General features: G+C 61.2%; 16 protein-coding genes. 3 read left to right on the top strand and 13 right to left on the bottom strand.

The features are described from left to right. Window positions 1–55 precede the first annotated feature (55 nt). Both OKW44_RS09370 and OKW44_RS09375 read right to left on the bottom strand, forming a co-directional pair. Window positions 56–1438 (bottom strand): undecaprenyl-phosphate glucose phosphotransferase, encoded by a 1383-nt coding sequence (locus OKW44_RS09370; RefSeq protein WP_018424668.1) that lies wholly within the window; start codon window positions 1436–1438, stop codon window positions 56–58. A gap of 41 nt (window positions 1439–1479) precedes the next feature. Further along, the gene (locus tag OKW44_RS09375) at window positions 1480–3000 is read right to left on the bottom strand and encodes a mannose-1-phosphate guanylyltransferase/mannose-6-phosphate isomerase (RefSeq protein ID WP_018424667.1); all 1521 of its coding nucleotides are present in this window, start codon (window positions 2998–3000) and stop codon (window positions 1480–1482) included. A gap of 640 nt (window positions 3001–3640) precedes the next feature. Here OKW44_RS09375 and OKW44_RS09380 point away from each other — a divergent pair. Next, complete coding sequence (locus tag OKW44_RS09380; protein ID WP_018424665.1) at window positions 3641–4948, top strand: O-antigen ligase family protein; 1308 nt, start codon at window positions 3641–3643, stop codon at window positions 4946–4948. On the opposite strand, the gene OKW44_RS09385 is transcribed toward OKW44_RS09380, so the two are convergent. The 6 genes from OKW44_RS09385 to OKW44_RS09410 all read right to left on the bottom strand — a co-directional run bounded on the left by OKW44_RS09385 (window position 4924) and on the right by OKW44_RS09410 (window position 13551). Further along, window positions 4924–6114 carry a glycosyltransferase family 4 protein gene (locus OKW44_RS09385; protein WP_018424664.1) on the bottom strand — a complete coding sequence of 397 codons (1191 nt, stop codon included), beginning with the start codon at window positions 6112–6114 and terminating at the stop codon, window positions 4924–4926. The genes OKW44_RS09380 and OKW44_RS09385 overlap by 25 nt on opposite strands. Window positions 6115–6165: 51 nt before the next feature. Continuing rightward, complete coding sequence (locus tag OKW44_RS09390) at window positions 6166–7482, bottom strand: lipopolysaccharide biosynthesis protein (RefSeq protein ID WP_026226565.1); 1317 nt, start codon at window positions 7480–7482, stop codon at window positions 6166–6168. A 16-nt stretch (window positions 7483–7498) separates the two neighbouring features. Continuing rightward, window positions 7499–8509 carry a glycosyltransferase family 2 protein gene (locus OKW44_RS09395; protein ID WP_026226564.1) on the bottom strand — a complete coding sequence of 337 codons (1011 nt, stop codon included), beginning with the start codon at window positions 8507–8509 and terminating at the stop codon, window positions 7499–7501. 69 nt (window positions 8510–8578) lie between these two features. Continuing rightward, window positions 8579–10036, bottom strand: coding sequence for a hypothetical protein (locus tag OKW44_RS09400; RefSeq protein ID WP_204357185.1), 1458 nt, complete (start codon window positions 10034–10036; stop codon window positions 8579–8581). Between the two features lie 18 nt (window positions 10037–10054). Beyond that, window positions 10055–11170 carry a glycosyltransferase family 4 protein gene (locus OKW44_RS09405; protein WP_026226562.1) on the bottom strand — a complete coding sequence of 372 codons (1116 nt, stop codon included), beginning with the start codon at window positions 11168–11170 and terminating at the stop codon, window positions 10055–10057. A gap of 59 nt (window positions 11171–11229) precedes the next feature. Further along, window positions 11230–13551 (bottom strand): polysaccharide biosynthesis tyrosine autokinase, encoded by a 2322-nt coding sequence (locus OKW44_RS09410; RefSeq protein ID WP_026226561.1) that lies wholly within the window; start codon window positions 13549–13551, stop codon window positions 11230–11232. Window positions 13552–14358: 807 nt separating this feature from the next. Between OKW44_RS09410 and OKW44_RS09415 the strand changes: the two genes are divergently transcribed. Together OKW44_RS09415 and OKW44_RS09420 are read left to right on the top strand one after the other, a co-directional pair. Next, a complete protein-coding gene (locus tag OKW44_RS09415) occupies window positions 14359–15291 on the top strand; it encodes a helix-turn-helix domain-containing protein (protein ID WP_184006650.1) in 933 nt (310 codons plus the stop codon). 58 nt (window positions 15292–15349) lie between these two features. Beyond that, window positions 15350–16357, top strand: coding sequence for an ATP-grasp fold amidoligase family protein (locus OKW44_RS09420; protein WP_018424657.1), 1008 nt, complete (start codon window positions 15350–15352; stop codon window positions 16355–16357). Between the two features lie 150 nt (window positions 16358–16507). Here the strand turns inward: OKW44_RS09420 and OKW44_RS09425 are convergent, their stop codons facing one another. From OKW44_RS09425 to OKW44_RS09445, 5 genes are all read right to left on the bottom strand, one after another. Then, the gene (locus tag OKW44_RS09425; RefSeq protein WP_018424656.1) at window positions 16508–17215 is read right to left on the bottom strand and encodes a substrate-binding domain-containing protein; all 708 of its coding nucleotides are present in this window, start codon (window positions 17213–17215) and stop codon (window positions 16508–16510) included. A 14-nt stretch (window positions 17216–17229) separates the two neighbouring features. Then, the gene (gene ligK, locus OKW44_RS09430; protein ID WP_026226559.1) at window positions 17230–17913 is read right to left on the bottom strand and encodes a 4-carboxy-4-hydroxy-2-oxoadipate aldolase/oxaloacetate decarboxylase; all 684 of its coding nucleotides are present in this window, start codon (window positions 17911–17913) and stop codon (window positions 17230–17232) included. Between the two features lie 2 nt (window positions 17914–17915). Next, window positions 17916–18941 carry an amidohydrolase family protein gene (locus tag OKW44_RS09435; protein ID WP_026226558.1) on the bottom strand — a complete coding sequence of 342 codons (1026 nt, stop codon included), beginning with the start codon at window positions 18939–18941 and terminating at the stop codon, window positions 17916–17918. 71 nt (window positions 18942–19012) lie between these two features. Then, entirely contained in the window at window positions 19013–20371 is a 1359-nt protein-coding gene (locus OKW44_RS09440; protein ID WP_018424653.1) for an MFS transporter, read from the bottom strand. 480 nt (window positions 20372–20851) lie between these two features. After that, the gene (locus OKW44_RS09445; RefSeq protein ID WP_018424652.1) at window positions 20852–20998 is read right to left on the bottom strand and encodes a hypothetical protein; all 147 of its coding nucleotides are present in this window, start codon (window positions 20996–20998) and stop codon (window positions 20852–20854) included. Window positions 20999–21155: the final 157 nt, after the last annotated feature.

The raw sequence follows: 21155 nt of genomic DNA on the forward strand, positions 1-21155 counted from the left end.
GAGACCCGCTTCGCAGCTCGTCTCACTACGTTTTCAACTCCGGATAGCATCATGCTCAATACGCGTTTGGATGATGAAGCCCCTTGAAAATCGTGGCCAGAATGATCTTCATGTCGAGCCAGAACGACCAGTTGCGCAGGTAGTACAGATCGTGTGCGACGCGGCCCTCCATCTTTTCCAGGCGATCGGTTTCGCCGCGATAGCCGTTAATCTGCGCCCAGCCGGTAATGCCGGGTTTGATCCGATAACGGTGGATATAGCCCGACACGATGTTCTGATAGAGATCGTCGTGTTCGAGCGCATGCGGGCGCGGCCCCACCACCGACATATCGCCGCGCAGCACGTTAAAGAACTGCGGTAGTTCGTCGAGACTCGTGCGGCGCAGGAACGCGCCGATGGTCGTGATGCGTGGATCGTCTCGCGTGGCCTGTTCGAGAATGCCCGGCTTCTGCTCGTGAAGGCGCATCGTGCGGAACTTGTAGATCGTAAATACGCGGCCGTCGGCGCCTTTGCGACGCTGCTTGAAGAACACCGGCCCGCGCGAACTCAGTTTGACGGCAATCGCGCAGCCCAGCAGTATCGGCGAGATCGCAATCAACGCGGCGAGCGCGAACAGACGATCGAACAGGTCTTTCTGCACCAAGGCCTTCGGCGGCAGCGGCGAAGCGGCAAGATTGATCGTCGGCAAGCCGAGCAACTCGGTCATGCCGCCTTCGAACAGCGCAAGCGAGCGCACGTCGGGCATGAAGCGCACATTGATCAGGTCGTTGCGAAACTCCGCCACCAGCTTGAGAATCGCGCGCTCCTCGGTGAGCGGCAGCGCCAGCCACACTTCGCCGATCTGCTGTTCGCGCACGTAGCGAGCGAACGCGCCCTGTTCTTCGAAGACCTGCACCGACGAGCGCGGCGGAATGCAGCAGCCGGGGTGCAGGTTATACAGCGCATTCGCGCGAAAGCCGGCCGCGGGCGACGTCTCGATCTTATGGATGATCTCGTCGCAATGTTCGCCGCACGCCGCCACCGCGACCTGTTGCAAGTTCATCCCCGCATGACGCATGCGCCCAAGCAACGCATGCGTGACCAGCCGGCCGGTCATCATTGCCGCGCCCGAAATGCCCGTCCAGTACACGAACCAGAGTCGCGACACGAAATCGATCCGGTGCAGCGAGAACATCAGCACCATCGCGCAGGCCTGCACGACGAGCCAGCCGAGCGCCACCTGGCTCGCCAGCACTCTTTTCGAGCGGCCACGCCACGATTGGTAGACGCCGAGCGCCGGAAAGACCGCGAGAGCAAACGCCGCGGCAAAAGCGACGAAGGCGAAATAAAAGCTCCGTTGCGAGCCGCCGTCGAAGCGGATCTGGGAGGCCGCAAATGCCCCAGCCACGATCATCGCGACGTCGAACGCTCTCGCCAGCAGACCAGTCAGCAATCGCATCACAGCCCCCTCATAGGACGTAGCAGGTCGACTCCGTCGCTTCAGCCACAACGCCCGTACTTGTCGTCGAAACGAACGATGTCGTCTTCGCCGAGATAAGTACCCGACTGCACCTCGATGATCTGCAGCGGCACGCGGCCCGGATTCTCGAGCCGATGGCGAACACCCAACGGGATATAGGTCGATTCGTTTTCGCCAAGAAGAAACTGCTCTTCCCCGCGCGTGACGAGTGCGGTTCCACACACCACGACCCAGTGCTCGGCGCGATGATGATGCATCTGCAACGACAGACGGCCGCCGGGCATCACGACGATGCGCTTCACCTGAAAGCGCTCGCCATGATCGATCGAGTCGTAAAAGCCCCACGGGCGACGCACTTTTCTGTGCGCATCGGCCTCCGGCGACTTCTCGGCCCTGATCCGCGACACGAGTCCCTTGATGTCCTGCACATGCGAGCGATCCGCGACGAGCACCGCGTCGTCGGTCTCGATCACGATCATGTTGTTGGTGCCGACGCAGGCGAGAAGCCTGCCTCCTTGCGAGCGTGCGTAGGTCGCGGTGGCCCCTTCGAACAGCACGCGGCCGCTGGCCGCGTTACCGCAGTCGTCCTTCTCCATCGCTTGCCATACGGCATCCCACGAGCCGAGATCGGACCAACCTGCTTCGAGCGGCACCACCACGCCGGAAAACGCCGACTCCGGTTTGCCAAGCTGCTCCATCACCGCATAGTCGATCGAGTCGGACGGCGAATCCAGAAACCCCTCGGCGTCCGGCATGATGCATTCTTCAGTCTTCTTCGCGTCGCGGTATGCCTGAACGCAGGCCGCGTGCATGTCCGGCTGAAACTGCTCGATGATGGAGAGCCAAACCGACGCTCGCACGACGAAGATGCCGCTATTCCACCAGTAATTGCCCGACGCGACGTACTGCGCCGCGAGCTCCGTCGCGGGCTTCTCGACGAAGCGCTCGATGCGGCGCGCGCCGTCTGGCAATGCGTCGCCGAGCCGGATATAACCGAAGCCCGTGTCGGGCCGTTCGGGCGGTACGCCTAGCGTGACGATCGCGCCGTCGCGCGCATGCCTCGCGGCGACGTCCAGCGCGTGATGAAGCGCTTCGAGATTCGCGATCGCATGGTCGGCGGGCATTGCGACCAGAATCGCGTCTTCGTCTTCCGGGCATGCCGTCAGCGCGGCAAGCGTCAATGCCGGCGCCGTATCGCGACGCGCGGGCTCGACCACGATCCGCGCGTTCACGCCGATCTCGCGCGCCTGCTCGTAAGTGGCGAAATAATGCTCGGTTCCGCAGACGATCACGGGATCGGCCGCGACGTTCCATGCGCCATCAAAACCCGCCATGCGCCCCATGGTTGCTTGCAGCAAAGTCTGATTGCCGATCACGTCGATCAGTTGCTTTGGAAACTGTTCGCGCGACACCGGCCACAGCCGGGTGCCGGAACCACCGGCGAGAATCACCTGCACGAGCGTCGGAAACTCCGCCTCGGCAGAATCCTGTCGTATCGTTTCGACATCCGCTGCGGCTGCTGCCGCGGTAACCTTGACCATCGCTAACTCCTTCGCATTGAAACCGGCTCGGGAACGCGTCTCCCTCGAGGACACCGCATAACGCGGTGTGCCGCGATCCACGCAAATACCGTCTGATGTGATTTATGACAGGGCGTGCGTGTCAAACGGACCAGACCAGTAGTTCAGTTCGCAGTGAAAGTGCATGCGCCTACGGCGAATCCGGCTCGATCGGGAAGTACGGAAACGGACTGGCCGAATCGCAGTGGTCTGCTCGACAACGACGACCGGGAAACGATTGAAACGAAACGAAAGATCGAATGCGGCAAACGACGTGCATCGGATCTGGTCGACATCGTGCCCCGATGAATTCATCATAGTGAGACCGCATTGCGACGCAGCCCATCTGGCGCGAAGCGCGGAAGTTTTGGCGGTGCCCGCGGACTGGATTTAACAAGCTCGCTAACGAGCTTGCACCTCTATTGCAGGGCGCACGATTGGAAATAAGCAGCGACACGTGCTACCGTTTAATGAACGTCCCGTGGCATTCATGTCAAAGATAAACGGCGGTGTGACCCCCGCGCGGGCCGCACTGTGAGTTTTCCGCTGTTCCCAATCTCGCCATCATCCAGCGCATGGGCACAACCCCAACCGGCGCGCCATTCGTTTTTCTGGAGTTGCAATGGCCTATATTTCGCTACTCGCACTTTTCCTGACGGTCACGAATTTCGTGCCCATCAGTGCGATCGGCTTTGTCCCGTTGCTATTGCTGGCATGGCGCTTTTACGGCCGGAGTTATCCCGCGTTCGTCGCGCCGCTTACCGCTTTCACGGTGCTCGCGACGGTCTCGACGCTGCTCTATGATTCGCAGTCGTTCCTCGACTTCGACTTTTATAGGCGCGACGGCAATTTTTTCATTTCCTATACGCCCATTTTTGCCGGTTTCGTGTATGCACACCGCTGGGATCTGAATAAGGTACTGCGTGCGTTGTTCATTTTCGCGGTCATCGTCAATCTGCCGATGTACGCCTACTACATCGCCACGAACGGGCTGCTCAGCATGTTCGTTAATCCGGCCGACAGTTTCGGCAGCTACTTCATTGCGCGCAACGCAGCCGGCGGCTTCCTGGCGATGCTGTTCTGTCTCGGCATAGCGTGCTACCTGCAAAAACGCAGCAAGCTGCTGATCGCGCTGCTCGCCTGCAATGTGCTGATGCTGTTTTCGACCTACAGCCGCGGCTCGCTGCTTGGCGCGGCGGCCGTTCTGCCCTATCTGTACTTTGGCCGCAAGCGCTGGATTCTCGGCACGCTGATAGCGGTGCTGCTGCTCGCCTCGGTCGCCATCGCGATCTACCATACCCAGCCGAACGTCGACTACATGGGCTATACGTTCGCGATTCACGCCAATGACGCCAAGGTCAACAACCTCAACATTCGCTACGAGTGGTTGTGGCCGCGAGCGCTCGCGTATTTCGTGCAAAGCCCGCTCGTCGGTCTCGGCTTCGGCTCCTTCGACGACCACATCGGTAGCCTCACCTCGTACTTCCATCTGTTCGCGGTGCCGTCCGACGTGGTGATCGAGCACAGCGACTCACACGCTCACAACTCGTATCTGAATATCCTCGCCGAGCTCGGCGTAGTGGGCTTGACGCTGATCCTCGCGTTCTTCTGGAGACTGGTCGAGTGGAGCAAGCAGGGGGCGGCGTATGCCGCGTTGGTCGAGGGCGGCCGCCAGTTCGCGGCGTTCCGCTTCGTCGAGATTTCGTCGGTTTGCCTGCTGGTGATGTCGGCAACCGAGCATCGGCTGGTCTCGCCGTCGAATGTATTGATTCTTTCTCTGGTGATCTCGCTGCTGCTAGCCGCGCGTCCGCTGGCGGCCACCGCATTCAGGCCCGGCCCGCGCGGAGCGCGCAAGGCGGGCATCGTGGGCACGCGAGCTGCACCGCCCGTGCCCCAGCGCCCGACTCAGGGCGTAACGTCGGCAAGATGACGTTCTTCGGCCGGCAGCGACTGACTCGGCGCATAGGGAAGAAACTGTTCGACGCACGCATACGGGAGCCGCGCGTCGACGAAGCCCATCAGGGCCTTCTTGAAGTTCTCCGACGAAAACCGCTCGGCATTCTTGCGGCACACGCGTGCGTCGAATAGGGCTGCATTGCTCTCGAACCGGGTAACGGCTTCGAGCAACGACGCGGTGCTTTGCTCCCCGAAAAAGACCCCGGTGGGTCGCTCGAGCGGCAATCCCACCACCGATTCAAGCACGCCGCCGCGGCCGAAGGCGATCACCGGCGTGCCGCATGCCTGCGCTTCGACCACCGAAATGCCGAAGTCTTCTTCCGCCGCGAACACGAACGCGCGCGCGCGCCGCAAATGATCGACCAGCACATCGGACGGCTGATGCCCGAGAATCTGGACGTTGTCGCCGGCCACCGATTTGATCTTCTTCATCTCGGGACCGTCGCCGATCACAACCAGCTTGCGTTCAGGCGATTGCGAAAAGGCCTGAACGATCAGATCGATACGCTTATAAGGCACCATCCGCGACGCCGTCACGTAGAAATCCTCTTTCTCCGTACCAATAGGCATGTTCACCAGATCGACCGGCGGATAGATCACGGTCGCTTCGCGCTGATAGGCCTTTCTGATACGCCGCGCAATGAACTGAGAATTCGCGACGAGATGATCGACGCCGTTCGCGGAGCGCGAATCCCAGCCTCGAATGTAATGAAGCAGCACGCGCGCCAACGCGGAGCGCAGCCCTGTGTCGAGATGGGATTCACGCAGGTACTGATGTTGCAGATCCCACGCATAGCGGATCGGCGAATGAATGTAGCTGATATGCACCTGGTTCGGCCCGGTCAACACGCCTTTCGCGACCGCGTGCGAGCTCGAAATGACGAGATCGTAGCCTGACAGATCCACCTGCTCGATCGCAATCGGCATCAATGGTAGATAGGCGCGGTATCGTCTTCGCGCAAACGGCATCTTCTGGATGAATGACGTGTTGACGGACTTCCCCTTCACGCAATCGCGGTCTTCGAGAAAATCGACAATCGAAAAGACGTCCGCATCCGGGAAGCACTCGATGATGTTCTTCAATACTTTCTCGGCGCCGCCGGACACTACCAGCCAATCGTGAACAATAGCGACTTTCACTTCGACCTCCTGTGACAATCCACCCAAACTCCCACGCACCCACGCGCCACTTCAATCGTCCTTTGCGCCGCCCGCCTGCGTACGAAGCCCGCACGCCACCCGCACCCGCTCGAGCGCCCGCTCGGCGCCGGGCAACAGCCCGACCAGCTCGAGGCGAATCAACACGCTGAGCAGCGTCACCGACAGCGCCGCTTCGCCGATCACCCGAGCAGAGGCCATGCCAATCGCGCCAAAACGCGGCGCGAGAACGAGCGCCGCTGCGAGATTGACCAGCGCCGAGGCGACGCCGGCAATCGCGAGCACCCGGTCTTTCCTGCGCGGCACGAATACATAGAGCGCGACGAAATCATTGAAAGCCGCGAACGGGAACATCCATGCAAATACCTGCAATACGTGCACACTCGGCTCGAACGCGGCGCCGAGAATCAGCGGCAACACGAAAGGCGACAGCGTCAACGCGCCGCACAGCACGAGCACGCCATAGCCGAGCAGCAAGATGGCGCCGCGCCGCGTCGTGACATGCGCGCCCGCCTTGTCGCCCTGCGCGAGTTGCCGGGATATCGTCGGAATAAAGACTTGCGCCGCGGGGGCCATCAGGCCGAGTCCGATCGCCGCGAAACGCTCGGCCGCGCCGAAATAGCCAACCTCCGCGGGCGTCGAAAACAAGGTCAGCAAATACGTCGACGATGCCGTCAGCACGACGGAGCCGGACGAATAGCAGAACAGCATCGTCGACCTGCGCACGAGCGGCAGGACGCCGGCAAACGCCAGTCGCGGCCAGCCGAGTTGCCACGTCGTCAAACCGTAGGCAATGATCAAGGACGCGATACCCGCAATCAGCAGACTCGCCACCACCCATACGGCATCGTTCGGTCCTTTGACGAGAGTCAGCACCAGCACGAGACTCAGCGCGAAGCCGAACACCTCGATCATGATCGGCGTGCGAATCTGTTGCCGCCCCTGAAATAGCCAGCCGAGATTGCATGCCGACACGATACCTAGCAAGGTCGCGAGCAGGCCGATCAGCGGCCGCTCCGACAATAACGGTGAACAGAACGTCGCGATGATGCCGATGCCCGCGCCGATCACGGCGAGTGTCAGCCGCGCGCTGACCTGCAGCGAATAGATCGCATTGCATTCCTGGGTCGACTGCGCTTTCGCCACCTCGCGCATGCCGACGAAGGTAAAGCCGAAGCCGACGAGCATCCATATCACGTTCATCAGCGACATCGACGCGAGTACCCGGCCGTATTCGGCCACGCCGAGCACTCGGCCATAGAACGGCACGACGATCATGAGGTAGATGTACCTCATGAAATAGCCGGCGTAAACAAATACGATCAGGTTGGCGCTCGTTCGTCTATCCATGCCGTCCTCCTTCGCCTCAGCGTCCTGCGACGCGACGGCGCGCAAGCGGATTCGCGATATAACGCACCGCGAAATCCGACAGCGGCGAGTAAGGCAGGAGACACAGGCTCGACAGTACGAGCGTGGCGAGCTTCTTTTTCAGGCTCCAGAACGGATTTGCAATGATCGTGTGCAGATAGTTGCGCGAATCGAGCAGCATCCAATGCCAACGCCTGAAAAGCGTTGCGCGATAAACGGAAGAGCAGAACGTCGCTTTCTCATGCGAGAAGTCGAGAAACGTCGCAGGTAGTTCGATGTCGAGCCGGACGTTGGCAATGTTGCGCAAGATGGCCCATCGCATGTTGAACGCGCGCGGCGCTTTGGTCAGTTCTTCCGAGTTCGCGAACGACACGGTTTTACTGCCCGCGTTATGCACTCGGTAGCCGCCTAGCGACTTCGACACGGTTGCGATCGGTCCAGCCAGCGCAACGCCATAGATTGCATAAAAGTCCGCGCCATAGCGATTCACGCCCTCTTCGGGGACGGGGAAGATCTGCTTGAGCGCACTCACCCGGTACGCATTGCCGGAGGCGGGCGGCGACGGATAAAGCCAACCGCCGCGCAACAGCCTGCCACAGTCGTGTGGCGGCTCGCTATGCGGCACGTAGGCCCCCGTCAATGCACCTTCGTTGTCCATCACGTCGAGCCGGAATTGCACCTTGGCCCACTCGGCGTCCTCGAAAAAGCGCATCACTTCGGTGACCGCGGAGGGGTACAGCACGTCGTCGGAATCGAGAAAGATCACATACTCCGTGGTGAGCGACGCGATTGCATAGTTGTAGGCGGATACCTGTCCGCCATTTTTCTTGCACAGCGACAGCACGCGATCGCCATAGCTTGCGATGATTTCGCGCGAACCGTCGGTCGAGCCATCATCGACGACCATGACCGTGGTCGCCGGATAATCCTGCGCGAGCGCCGAGTCGATCGCCGCGGCCAGATAGCGCTCGTAGTTGTAATTGCAAATCGCAATGGTGACCTGTTTCATCATGTGTCAACGCTACCCGTCAAGTTCGATCCGCCGGCTCCCGGCGGTCGTCACGCTCGCGAAATATCGCTATGCCACTGCCTGCGTCACACCACGTACCACGAGATAAGCCAGATGTTTGGGCGGATTATTACCGGCGCCATTCACCCGGTCGGGTACCTTGAATCGCACGTTCATCAAATCGTTGTCCCAACTCAATGCCAAATTGCCCGATGTGCTCGCCTCGCCGCTCAGTGCATCGATGAAATCGGCGTGTACCGCGCGTGAGCGCAGCGCCTGCAGCCCGCCGATGGAAATGTTCTGCCAGCCGGCGCTGCTGCTCACCTGCATCACGAGGTCGCCGCCGGAAAGCAAGGCGTTCGCAGCAACCCCCGGACCGCATTGCAGCGGCTTCGAAAAACTCGCCAGATGCCCGCCCGCTGTTTGACGCAACACGACCAAGCTTCGACCGGAAACGTTGTAGGTTCGTTCAGGCGGACCGGGATGCGTGAGACGAAAAGGTTCATAGCCGTCCCAGTGATAGATCATCGACAGGTACTTGTTCGGGTCGTCCCAATTTCTGCCGAGCGCCCACACCGCGAAGTCGAAGAAATAACGCGGCAAATAGTGCGGGTCTTTCATGTACTCGTTGCCGATCTCCGTTTGCCAGATGCCGCGCGCGGGACCGCTCTTCACGTATCGCTGGTACAGCGATTCCATATCGGCAACCGGCAAGTAGTGCGTGTCGATGTAGTCGACCCAATCGAGCATGCGCTCTTTCAAGACCGGACTGCGATATTCGAGCCAGCGGTGGAAGTTATCGAGGCCGCCCTGGTCCGGCCAGCCGCCATACACCACATACGCGCGATAACTGCGAATGATGCGGGCCGCCGGAATATGAATCCGCTCCACGTAATCCTGCATCGCGCGTTCGTACGGTTTCGAGCGTTTTTCGTCCTTGCTGAACTCCGGGCCATGCCAGAACACGGACTGCGGCAAGCCGCCGGACAACTTGCCGGCCGCCTCGTTCCAGATCTGGAAATAGCGCAGGTTATAAGGCGGCGCTGAATACTTGCGGACCACCGCGTCGACATACCGCTTCCACGCGTCCACATCGACCGGTGCCGAATTGCTGTCACCCGGCACACTCGCATTCCATCTCGGCGTATAGCCGAGCAGCAGCAGCGAACCGATTCCATTGCGCTCGTTTCGCAACAACACCGACGGCAGATCGCTTTGGAACGCCGAGCCCGTTTTGTCGATGCGCATCGCCTCGCCGGGCCCATGAGGCTGACCGGGGCCGACCGTGTCGCGCCCCCAGCTGATGCCCATCGCTCGCCACATCTCGATGTCGGCGGCCGATCCGGCCCAGCCGTTCGTGCCGATCAGATCGGTGATCATGCGAGCGCGCGCGTTGGCGGTCGGTGCGTCCCGTACCAATGCGACAGCGGGCCTGATATTCGACAACGGCGCGGCCGCACCCGCCGCCAACGCGGCGAGTGTGCGCAATGCACGTCTTCTGCCAGCACGGGTCTTCATGCGATCCATGTTCGTGCCCACCCATCGCTAGCTCGCGGACGCGCGCGGCGTCAGTTCGGGCAGCCGCTCGCCAGTCTTGACATCGAGGATTTCGAGCACCGTTTGCGCCGCGCGCTCCCAGCGAAACTCGCGCGCATGCAGCAGCCCCGCGCTGCGATAACGTTGGCGAAGATCGGCGTCGCTCATCATCTGCGCGATCTTTGCGGCGATGTCATCCGCGGAAGTCGCGTCGCAGTACATTGCGGCATCGCCGCACGCTTCCGGTATCGACGTGCGCGCCGACGCGATCACCGGACAGCCGCAATACATCGCTTCCAGAGGCGGCAGGCCGAAACCTTCGTACAACGACGGAAACACGAGGCAGCCAGCGCTCTCGTACAGTGCCTTCAGCTCCGCGTCCGACACGAAACCTGCCCACACGACCTGCCGCGAATGCACAGGATGCTCGACGCCTGCACCGCTGAAGATGCGCGGATACTGTTTTCCCACGATGACGAATTTGACGTCACGCAGATGCCCGAGCCGCACGATCGCATCGAGCACGCCGCGCAGATTCTTGCGCGGATCGAGACTGCCGACGATCACGCAATAGGCGTCCTTGTTCAATTCGAGCCGTTGCAGCACCGATGGGTCGGCAACGATCCGGTCGAAATGATCCGCGCCGGGCGCCACCACTTTCACACGCGATTCGTCGATTTTCAGGTGATGGCAGATACGCATTTTCGAAAACGTCGAGACCGTCAGAACGATCGGATGCGTGCGCGGCAAGAGCCCGAAACAGATGCGATACCAGAGCCGGAATTTCCTCGAAAAGCCCTGCGGCACGTCGAAGACGGCCATGTCGTGAACCATCACGACCTGACTGTGCTTGAACAGCGGGTTCGTATTGCACAGACTCAGCAGCGTGATGCCGCGTGCGGCGATTGGCAGCGTGATCTGCTCCCACAGCGTGCCGCGCAGCCACGGAAAGCGCCGTTGCGGTTTGAGCAGCGCCCCCGGCTCGACCGCGTTTTGCGGCACGAACACTTCCGGTTCATCACCGGGCACGGCGCGCATCTGCATGGCCCGCGTCAGCTCATACGCAACGCGTTGAACCCCCGTGATGGACTGAGAAGTAAACTTTCCGTTGATTGCAAAGGCCATCTGGTTCTCCGTTTTACGCCATCGCGAACGCGCTTTACCGCGTTGGGGTCTCCACACGCTCAGGCGCCTCGCGGCGCTTGCTGTCCGACGTCGTTTTCGCCGAAATCGCTGGCATAGTTCGTTTCGTAGCCATAGTTCTTCGTGCTTCGACGCAGCGGAATGCCGTTGAACACCGCGCCCGCGATGCGCCCTTCCGCGCGTTCCATCTTTCTGATCGTGTCGGCGATCTCCTCCTCGCTTTGCATGCCCGAGCGCAGCACGAGCAGAGACGCGCCCGCCTCGTTCGCGACGATCGAGGCGTCGGTGACCGCGAGGAAAGGCGGCGTATCGATGATCACCAGATCGAACTGGCTCGACAGCCGCTCGAGTACATCCTTCAGGCGCGGCCTCATCAGCAGCGCGGCGGGGTTCTCCGGGCGCACGCCGCATGACAGGAACGTCAATCCGTCGATGCGGGTCGAGCGCAGCGCATTGCGGAGCGGCAGGCGTTCGGACAGTACTTCGGAAAGGCCTCCACGATTGCTCTCGTTGAATAGCGAGGCGAGATGACCGCGTCGCATGTCGGCATCGATCAGCACCACCCGTGAGCCGATTTCAGCGTGCAGGATCGCCAGATTCGCGGCGACGAAGCTCTTGCCGGCTGATGGCGTGGGCCCGATGATCATCACGATGTTGTTGCGTGCATGCGCGAGATCGCGCGTGACGGCGGTCCGTACGCTGCGCAGCGCTTCGACCGATGTGTCGTGCGGAAAGCGCGCGGCGAGAATCCTGTTCTGGACGCCGGAATCGAACTGAATCTCGTGCAGACTCTTCTGCATCGGCGGATGGGCGCGCCCGGCTGCTGCCGGCAGCGATTTGCGCCCCGCGGTCGCATCGCGGTCGAGCAGCAGTTGCTGATGGCTGAACAGAATCTCGCCAAACACCGGCACGCTCATCTGGCGCTCGACATAGCGCGGGTCGGTCACGCCGATCATCACGTGGCGGCGCATGAAGACCAACACGACGCCGGACACGATACCGAGCACCAATCCGCCGCCGAGCACGAGAATCGGCTGTGGCATGACCGGCATATGCGGTCTGATCGCGCGATCGAGAATATGCGCGCCGCCCGTCGTGCTGGCGCGGCGCACCTGCAATTGCTCGGCCTTCTGCACCATGCCGAGATACACCGTTTCCGCGACCTTCTGCGCGCGGATCAGATCGACGCTCGCGCGTTCCGACGCGGGCATGCCGTTGAAATGGTCGGAGAATTTCGCTTTCGCATCTTTCAATTGCGCCAGTTGCTCGTCGACGTTCTGCACCCAGCGGCTCTGTTCCGTATAGCGCTCGAGCATTTGCGTGCGCTGCAATTGCAGCGCCGCGATCTGCTTGTCGAGATCGAGGCCGCCCTGCAAATAGGCTTGCGCCTCGTTGGTCGGCTGCATCGATTGCGATTTCGAGCGGAAGTTCTTCAGCGCTTCCTCGGCTTTTCGCAGATCGCCGAGTAGACGCGGGAGTTCGCCGTTAATAAACGCGAGCGTCTGCGTGTCGTTCGCTTGCCGGCTCGCCACCGCGTATGCGAGGTATTGCTCTCCCAATGCATTGGCGACGGCCGCGGCCTTGTCCGGACTCTTGTCGCGGTACTGGATTTGCAGCAGCCCAGAGTCTTTCACCTTGTCGCCAATCTTGACGAGACCGGTGAAGCGCTTGATGGCATCGAGCTCATTCCAGCGGATCACCTCGAACTTCGTGCCCGGCCGCGCAGCGAGTTCCTTCACGAGCATCGACACGCCGTTCTGCTTGAGCGGCATGCCGACCGTGCCTCTCGCCAGCAACTCCCCGGACGGGCCGTGCAATTCGAAGGCGCCATTGTCGAGCGCGGTCAAGGTCAGCTTCTCTTCCTCGAGTTCGCGCGGCACGTCGAGCGCGGCGATCTGCACACGCTCGCCGCCCCATGCAAACGATTTCAGCCCGAGCCACGGCGCCGCGGGCTGTCCCGGTGTAGCGAATTTTTCGGCGATATCGCCGAGAACCGGAAGCTTGTGCGGCTTCACCGAAATGTCGAAACGGAACTGGTCCATCACCGGCTGCAAAACTGAACGGCTTTCCATGACCGCCATTTCGGTTATCGACGACGGCGTCGGCGGCGGCAACAGTTCCTGGTTCTGCAACGCGAGCCCGAGGGCATTTGGCTCGGGTGGGTCCACGCGAACGATTACGTCAGCGGAATAGATAGGCGTGGCAATCAGAAGATACGCGACCGCGAGCGTGGTGACGACGACCGTCGTCACCACGATCTCCCAGATGTGGTCGCGCATTAGCGTGAGCATCCCGCTGGCACTGAGTTGTCTACGCTCGGTATCAACAGCGGGATAGAGCGAGTTTTGCGGATAGTAATCCACCGGTCTGATCCTTGCAGGTTGATGAGACAAAACGATCGGCAATCGCTTTGCGTCGCCACGTCGCTCTTTATGCCGCCGGCCGGACAGACCCTCGATTGGCTGGCAGCACGGCAAGCGACGTGCTGTGTCGGGTTAGGTCGGGGAGCCGCGTTCGGGACCTCTCGAACCACGGAAGGCTACACACCTATTGCTTATCCACCGCGGCATTGCCGATTGTTCTTCTCACGAATCAGGGAATGCGAAGACCGCCATTCACGTAATCCGCGATTGACAATTTCTCTCTCGATGTTGCGGTGAAGCATAGTGCGCAAACGATCGAGGCATTCGCCGGCGGCCCAAAGTAGGGTGCTATTGGCCGATAATGCGGAGCCCTTTACAAATGAAACAGAAGCCAGAAAGGCTTGTTGCGATCTGCAATTGCTGTAACAGAGTTATACGACAGGCATCGTACATCGCGACAGAACGCCAATTTCACCGCGCAAGTGCAAAGAATGCGGTTGTCATCCCGCAAATCGCGCCGAATTCAAGCCGCTCGGCGCATTCCGCCGATGCCCCAGCATTTCCCTCGCAAGAATCGCGCTAATTGATGGGGAAAAAATTCCGTGCAACGTTAATTAGTAGCACGCATTTCCGCGAATAGCGAGGTAAGAATTTCTTCAATCCTGACGATTACGCCAAAACACCCACGCATGCCGGCCAAGCTCGTCTCGTCCAAATCGATGCGCTAATCTCAATGCGTAGATTTTCCTGACTGGAGAAGCTCGCGTGATGAAGCACATTGGTCTATTCGTCTTTCAGGATTGTTCGATGGCAAGTACCGGCGCGATCGGCGACGCGTTCCGGCTTGCCAATGAGTTCAAGAGAACGGCTGGCGAAGAGGCGCCATACCGATTTACCGTGGTATCCGACGGCGGTGGTCTGGTGACCAGTTCCTCCGGCATATCGATCTGGACGCAAGGCCTCGAACGCTACTGCCTCGCTGATTTCCACGCGTTCTTCGTGGCCTGCCGCGACGTCACCGAAGTCGCGGAATCCAACGACCGCTTTCTGTCGTGGATCTCGCTGCAAGGATCGATTGCATCTTTCGGCATGCAACAGGGTGCGAATCTCGCGGTCGTCTGCAACGATCCGCTGCAATCGATCGTGCCGATTTTTCTGTTCGACGACAGCGGTGACGCCGCGCGCACGCAAAGCAATGTGACGCCGACCGATCTCGCGCTCGCGCAGATCGAACGCGACATCAATACCGACACTGCCCGCAAGATCGGCCGCATTCTGCAAAACGGCTACGCCGAGAAAAGCCGCTCTGAGCTCGACGACGGCAACATCACGACGACGACGGAGAAGATTCGCGAATCGGCGCGCTGGATCAAGGAAAACTACAGCAAGGCCATTTCGGTTGCGCAGGCGGCCGAATCGGTGGCGATGAGCAAGCGCAATTTCCAGCGCCGCTTCAAATGCGAGTTCGGCATGACGCCGCTCGAATATCTGCTGCGCACACGCTTCGAGATCGTTCGCTCGATGCTGAAGAACACCGATCTGCCGGTCGACAAGATTGCGCGCCGCTGCGGAATGGGCGACGGTAATCGGCTTGGGCGGCTATTCAAGGAGCGCTATGGCATGTCGCCGACGCAATTCCGCGCGCAACAGCATGTGGATTCGGAGGAACGTTGGCTGACGCCGGAGGAAAGCTGGAGTGCCGCGACCGAGATGTTGCGGCAAGCGCCGCTGACGCTTTGATTTCAATTCCCGTTACTCCGAGGACGATTCGTCGACTCGACCGCAAAGCGATTAGAACATGACGATCATCAAATCCGCCGAAGTGGACGAGGCCGTCGCGCCGGAAAACATGGTCTCCCTACAGTCCGGTGACAGTGCTCTGGCCCCGCCCTGCGGGCAGCCGGGATCGCACACCGGTGCGCATGCGGCGCACGGGCAATCGACATCTACCGCGAGAAAAATCAAGGAAGCGGCGAAAACGCTATTGCCGGACGCCCTTTTCCTAAGCCTGTTACATCACAAATGCATTGGCCGCTATCCGAACCTGATTCGTCCGGTGACGTTCAATGAGAAGATCCTCCAGCGCAATCTTCATCCTGATCCGCGCTATATCGACCTGACCGACAAGCTTCTGGTGCGGGAATATATTGCCCGGAAAATCGGCGACAAGCATTTGATACCGCTGATCGCAGTGCCCGATGCATTCACGCCCGAAGTGTTCGACGCACTGCCGGATGCTTTCGTAATGAAAGCCAATCACGGCAGCAGCTACGTCGAAGTGGTGAGAAACAAATCAGAGACCTCGTTCGAGAAGCTGAAGAAGCTCGCCGACCAATGGTTGCGCACCGACTTCTATTACGTTGGGCGTGAGCGGCACTATCGGACGATCGAGCCGCGCGTTTTCTTCGAGCAACTGCTGCTCGATCGGCGCGGCCAGATTCCGGCGGATTTCAAAATGCACTGCTTTGGCGGCCGTCCTGGCGGGCCGATCATCTATATCCTCGTGATCTCGGATCGATTCGGCAACGCGACGCACGGCGACGTGTACGACGCCGACTGGAATCACCTCGATATCGCAATCGGCGACTACAAGCGCAGCGCGTTGCCCGCTCCGCGCCCGCCGCATCTACAGGCCGTGCTCGATGTCGCGGCCCGTCTGTGCGAAGACTTCGACTATGTGCGCGTCGACCTGTATGCACCGGACGACCTCGTTTATTTCGGCGAACTTACATTTACGCCCGGCGCGGGCGTGCTGCCCTTCACGCCGGACAGTATCGATTACGAGTGGGGCAAGCTGCTGGCGTGAATCCGCTCTCATTCGTAGCGTTTTGCCTCCGCCATCCGAGCGGGCGTGCCGGTCAGCACTTTCAGCGTTTCGAAGCCGAACATGCGCTCGCGCAAAGAGATGGAGGCGGAAAAGGGAAGGACACGAGCGTGGCGGCGAGCGCCGCCCCCATCAAGCCGGCGACATGCCGTTTTGCAGCTTTGTGCGGTCGGCCTCGCGCGAGGCCAGACACGCCAACAACGCCTGCGCTGCTTCACGCTGGCGCGCCACCGTGCAGATCGCGGCGGTAAAGGTCGTGGTGGACTGGATGGCGGCCGGAAGCTCGCCGAGCACGTCGATGCCCGCCACGTGAATCAATTCGCTCATCTGCTGAAAGCCGAGCGCGACTTCTCCGCGCGCGACGAGCGTGCCGACCGGCACACCCGGCGGCGCTTTCACGATACGCGAAGCGATCTGCTCGGCAATGCCCCAGCATTCGAACAGCTTCAGCAGATGCGTGCCGCTCGGCCCCGTCGAGTAACCGATGCTACGCGCACCAAGAATCGCGTCGCGCAGCGCTGCTTCGGACGCGATGTCTGGGTGCGTTTTTCCGGCCGCGACCGCGACCGCGATGCCCGAGCGCGCGAGCGCGACGCGGCTCGCCGCCTCGACACAACCCGTCATCACGAGCCGCTCGATCGCGTCGGCGGCAAGCACGACGATGTCGAAGACTTCGCCATCCTCGACCCGGCGCGCCGCTTCGACGCCGCCGACCGATTCGATGGCGACGCCCTGCCCCGTGCGCCGCTCGTAGAACGCGGCGAGTTCGGCCAGCACCTGGCGCGTGGCCATCGACGAAATTCCGGTGATCGGCGCGCGTATGGCTTGATCGTTGATCATTGCGACCACGCCTGTCAGTCCTTGTAACGCAGTCCGGCCTGCTGGAGCGGCCCGCGCATGTTGTACATGTCGAGACCGAGCACCCCAGCGGCGAGTTTCGCGCGCTTCCCGGCTTCATTGGCCTCGCGCGCCGCAGCCTTGTCGAGCACGGCTTGCGCGGCGGCCGCCGGCACCACGACCACGCCGTCGTGATCGGCAACGACGACGTCGCCCGGTGTGACCAGTGCGCCCGCGCACACGACCGGAATGTTCACCGAGCCGAGCGTCGCCTTGACCGTGCCTTTCGCGGAGATCGCCTTGCTCCAGACCGGGAAGTTCATTTCGGTCAGCACGCTGACGTCGCGCACGCCGGCGTCGATGATCAACGCATGCGCGCCGCGCGCCTTGAAGCTCGTGGCCAGCAGATCGCCGAAGTAACCGTCGGTGCTCTCTGCGGTGACACCCGCGACGACGACGTCGCCCGGCCGGATCTGTTCGGCCGCGACGTGCAGCATCCAGTTATCGCCCGGTTGCAGCAGCACCGTGACGGCCGTGCCGCTCGCGCGCGCGCCGGTATAGATCGGGCGCATATACGGTTGGAGCAGACCCGTGCGGCCCATGGCTTCATGCACGGTGGCCGAACCGAGCGCGCCGAGTTTCGCTGCCACATCCGCATCCGCGCGCTGGATGTTGCGATAGACGACTCCGATTTCATACATGATCACAGCCCCTTCGTTTTCAGCAAGGCGTCGAGACGCGGATAGACGCGCCGCGCGTTACCTTCGTAGATCTTGTAGCGCTGCTCCGGATTCATATCCGCGGCTTCAACGTAGCGCTTCGTGTCGTCGAAATAGTGACCGGTTTCCGGATCGACGCCGCGCACCGCGCCGATCATTTCGCTCGCGAACAGGATGTTGTCCACGGGAATCACGCGCGTGAGCAGGTCGATACCCGGCTGATGATAGACACAGGTGTCGAAGAACACGTTGTTCAGCAGATGGTCTTTCAGCAAGGGCTTTTTCAGTTCCTGCGCGAGGCCGCGGAAACGACCCCAGTGATACGGCACCGCACCGCCGCCGTGCGGAATCACGAAACGCAGCGTCGGGAAATCGCGAAACAGGTCCGAGGTCAGGCATTGCATGAACGCGGTGGTATTCGCATTCAGGTAGTGCGACCCGGTGGTGTGGAAGCACGCGTTGCAGCTCGTGCTCACGTGAATCATTGCGGGAATGTCGTACTCGACCATCCTCTCGTAGATCGGGTACCAGGAACGGTCCGACAACGGTGGGCTGGTCCAGTGGCCGCCCGACGGATCGGGGTTCAGGTTGATCGCGACATTGCCGTACTGCTCGACGCATTTGACGAGTTCTGGAATACAGGTGGCCGGCTCGACACCCGGACTTTGCGGCAGCATCGCGGCCGGCACGAAGTTCTCGGGAAACAGCCGGCTCACGCGATAGCACAGTTCGTTGCAGATCGCGGCCCACGTGCTCGAGATTTCGAAGTCGCCGATGTGGTGCGCCATGAAGCTCGCGCGCGGACTGAAGATCGTCAGATCGAGGCCGCGCTCGCGCATCAGTTTCAACTGGTTGTTTTCGATCGACTCGCGCAGCTCGTCGTCGCTGATCTGCAAGTCCGACACCTGCGGCATCCCGGAAGGACTCTTGATGCCTGCGATCTGGCGGCTACGCCACGTCTCCAACGCTTTCGGCGCGGTGGTGTAGTGTCCGTGAATATCGATGATCACCGTGATTCCCCAGTAGATGAATTTATCCAGCGGCGCCCGCGAAACGCACGCGCGCCGCGTTGCCTCACGCCTCAATGCGCGATATTCGGCTGCGCCACCGTTTCGGCGCCGTCCACCCGCTGGCTCACCAGGATGGCGATAGCGGCGAGCGTGGCGGGGATCGCGAGCATCGCCAGGATCGCGCCGAACTGCCAGCCGAAGCCGAGCAGCGCGCCGCCGATCGCCGAGCCGAAGATGCTGCCGAAGCGGCCCATGCCGAGCATCCAGCTCACACCAGTCGCTCGCGCAACGGTCGGGTAGCGGCCGGGTGCAAATGCGTTCAGACCGGTTTGCGCGCCGCTCATGCAGAAGCCCGCGGCAAACACCAGCAATGCGAGCGACGAAGACAGCGCACCGATGTAGCCGAGCCCGAGCACGCAGAGTGCGCCGCCGATATACGCGAAGCTGATCACGGGCGCCGGACGCGCCTTGTCCATGAGCCAGCCGACGAGGATCGCGCCGATCGTGCCGCCGATCTGGAACATCGCCGTGACGTTGGCCGCGGTCGTGACGGACAGACCCGCATCCTTCATCAGCGTCGGCAGCCAGCCGGTCAGCAGATAGATCACGAGCAGGCCCATGAAATACGTGACCCACAGCGCGATCGTCATCGAGCCATAACCTTGCGAGAACAGTACGCCGATCGGCTTGCGCGTCGGCAGCGGCGGTTCGTTCGACACGAACACTTCATTGCCCGCGAAGTGCGCGCCGCACACCCGGCCGAGCACTTTGCCGATGCGCTGCGCGGGCGCGCCGCGCACCGCGAGCAGACGGGCCGACTCAGGCAGCAGCCAGATCTGGAACGGGATCAGCACGAGCGGCAGTGCGCCGCCGAAAATCAGCACCGCGCGCCAGCCGTGAACCGGAATCAGCCAGCCGGCCGCGAAGCCGATCAATGCCGAGCCGAGATTGAACCCCGTGAACATCACGGTGATCAGCAGCGCGCGCTTGCGTTGCGGTGCGTATTCGGACAGCAGCGTCGTCGAGTTCGGCATCGCGGCGCCGAGGCCGACACCGCTGAGCAGGCGCAATGCTGCCATCGAAAACGGCGATTGCGTGAACGCAGTCGCGATCGTGAACACGCCGAACAGAAACACCGACGCAATCAGCACCCACTTGCGGCCGATGCGGTCCGATGCCGGACCCGCGAACAATGCGCCAATCACGAGACCGATCGGCGCCGCGCTCATCACGAGCCCGAATTCGGGGCGCGAAATCGCCCAGTCATGAATGATGGAAGGCGCGACGAAACCCATGATCGCGACGTCCATGCCGTCGGCGGTCACGATCAGAAAACACAGCACGACCAATAGCCACTGGTAGGGCGAAATCGACCGTTCGTCGATGAACTTCTTGATATCAATCCTGTTACCGCTGGTAGTAATCGTCATCAACACTCTCCTGTCTCCTTCATTGGTCTCATCGCGCGCTCGAAGCGGGTAGCTTCGCAAAGTACGTCGACTCCGTAACCATCGTGGCGATGTGCCCCTCCACGGCTTACTCGAATAACTGGCGTGAAGGTACGTTTCGTCCTTCGCGGGCCAAAGCGCGGGTTAACCACAGGGTCGATGCGAGTATCCGCATCCTCAGCGTTCCGCATAGCATCGGCGAAGCCCGTCCGATTCGCGCAAAGCCCCGCTGGACAAGCGTTCAAGCCAGAGTCACGGCCCTTCGAAGCGGGCTTTTCGAACGCCTTCTGGTGCACACCCTGATAAACAGAACAGATGAAGCGGGAATGAACTCGCATAGAACGGCAGTGAGACGCCGAGCTTTTCCGATCAGCGTGGATGTGCCGCGCTGGTAGCGGATTTGCCCCCGTGAAAAAGGAGCCGGCCTCGCGAGACCGGCTGGTACTCAATTACCGTTGTGCGCTACCCGGCGCTGGGTGCCGCGACACCCAGCGCCGGGTACGGATAGACCGGACGCGAGGCCGTCACGTTGTTCGACGAATCGGTCTGATACGTCATCACGGAAGTCGGCACCTTGGCTTCTTCGACCCAGTTGGCGATCTTCGACACGAGGTCGATATTCGGGTTGCCTTCGCCACCGCCGAGTGACCGACGCCCGGCACCAGATACAGACCGCGAACTGGTCGACGGTCGACGTGCCCATCGTGTTCTGCATCGCTTCGTAGTACTGCATCGTGAACAGCGGCTAGATGTGGTGGTCGGCCCA

It is taken from the genome of Paraburkholderia lebeckiae (assembly GCF_050436325.1).
Classification (GTDB): domain Bacteria; phylum Pseudomonadota; class Gammaproteobacteria; order Burkholderiales; family Burkholderiaceae; genus Paraburkholderia; species Paraburkholderia tuberum.

Coding starts and splice junctions, on each gene's coding strand:
- OKW44_RS09370 (WP_018424668.1), bottom strand. CDS start 1,438: ATGCGATTGCTGACTGGTCTGCTGGCGAGAGCGTTCGACGTCGCGATG.
- OKW44_RS09375 (WP_018424667.1), bottom strand. CDS start 3,000: ATGGTCAAGGTTACCGCGGCAGCAGCCGCAGCGGATGTCGAAACGATA.
- OKW44_RS09380 (WP_018424665.1), top strand. CDS start 3,641: ATGGCCTATATTTCGCTACTCGCACTTTTCCTGACGGTCACGAATTTC.
- OKW44_RS09390 (WP_026226565.1), bottom strand. CDS start 7,482: ATGGATAGACGAACGAGCGCCAACCTGATCGTATTTGTTTACGCCGGC.
- OKW44_RS09395 (WP_026226564.1), bottom strand. CDS start 8,509: ATGAAACAGGTCACCATTGCGATTTGCAATTACAACTACGAGCGCTAT.
- OKW44_RS09400 (WP_204357185.1), bottom strand. CDS start 10,036: ATGGATCGCATGAAGACCCGTGCTGGCAGAAGACGTGCATTGCGCACA.
- OKW44_RS09405 (WP_026226562.1), bottom strand. CDS start 11,170: ATGGCCTTTGCAATCAACGGAAAGTTTACTTCTCAGTCCATCACGGGG.
- OKW44_RS09415 (WP_184006650.1), top strand. CDS start 14,359: ATGGCAAGTACCGGCGCGATCGGCGACGCGTTCCGGCTTGCCAATGAG.
- OKW44_RS09420 (WP_018424657.1), top strand. CDS start 15,350: ATGACGATCATCAAATCCGCCGAAGTGGACGAGGCCGTCGCGCCGGAA.
- OKW44_RS09425 (WP_018424656.1), bottom strand. CDS start 17,215: ATGATCAACGATCAAGCCATACGCGCGCCGATCACCGGAATTTCGTCG.
- ligK (WP_026226559.1), bottom strand. CDS start 17,913: ATGTATGAAATCGGAGTCGTCTATCGCAACATCCAGCGCGCGGATGCG.
- OKW44_RS09440 (WP_018424653.1), bottom strand. CDS start 20,371: ATGACGATTACTACCAGCGGTAACAGGATTGATATCAAGAAGTTCATC.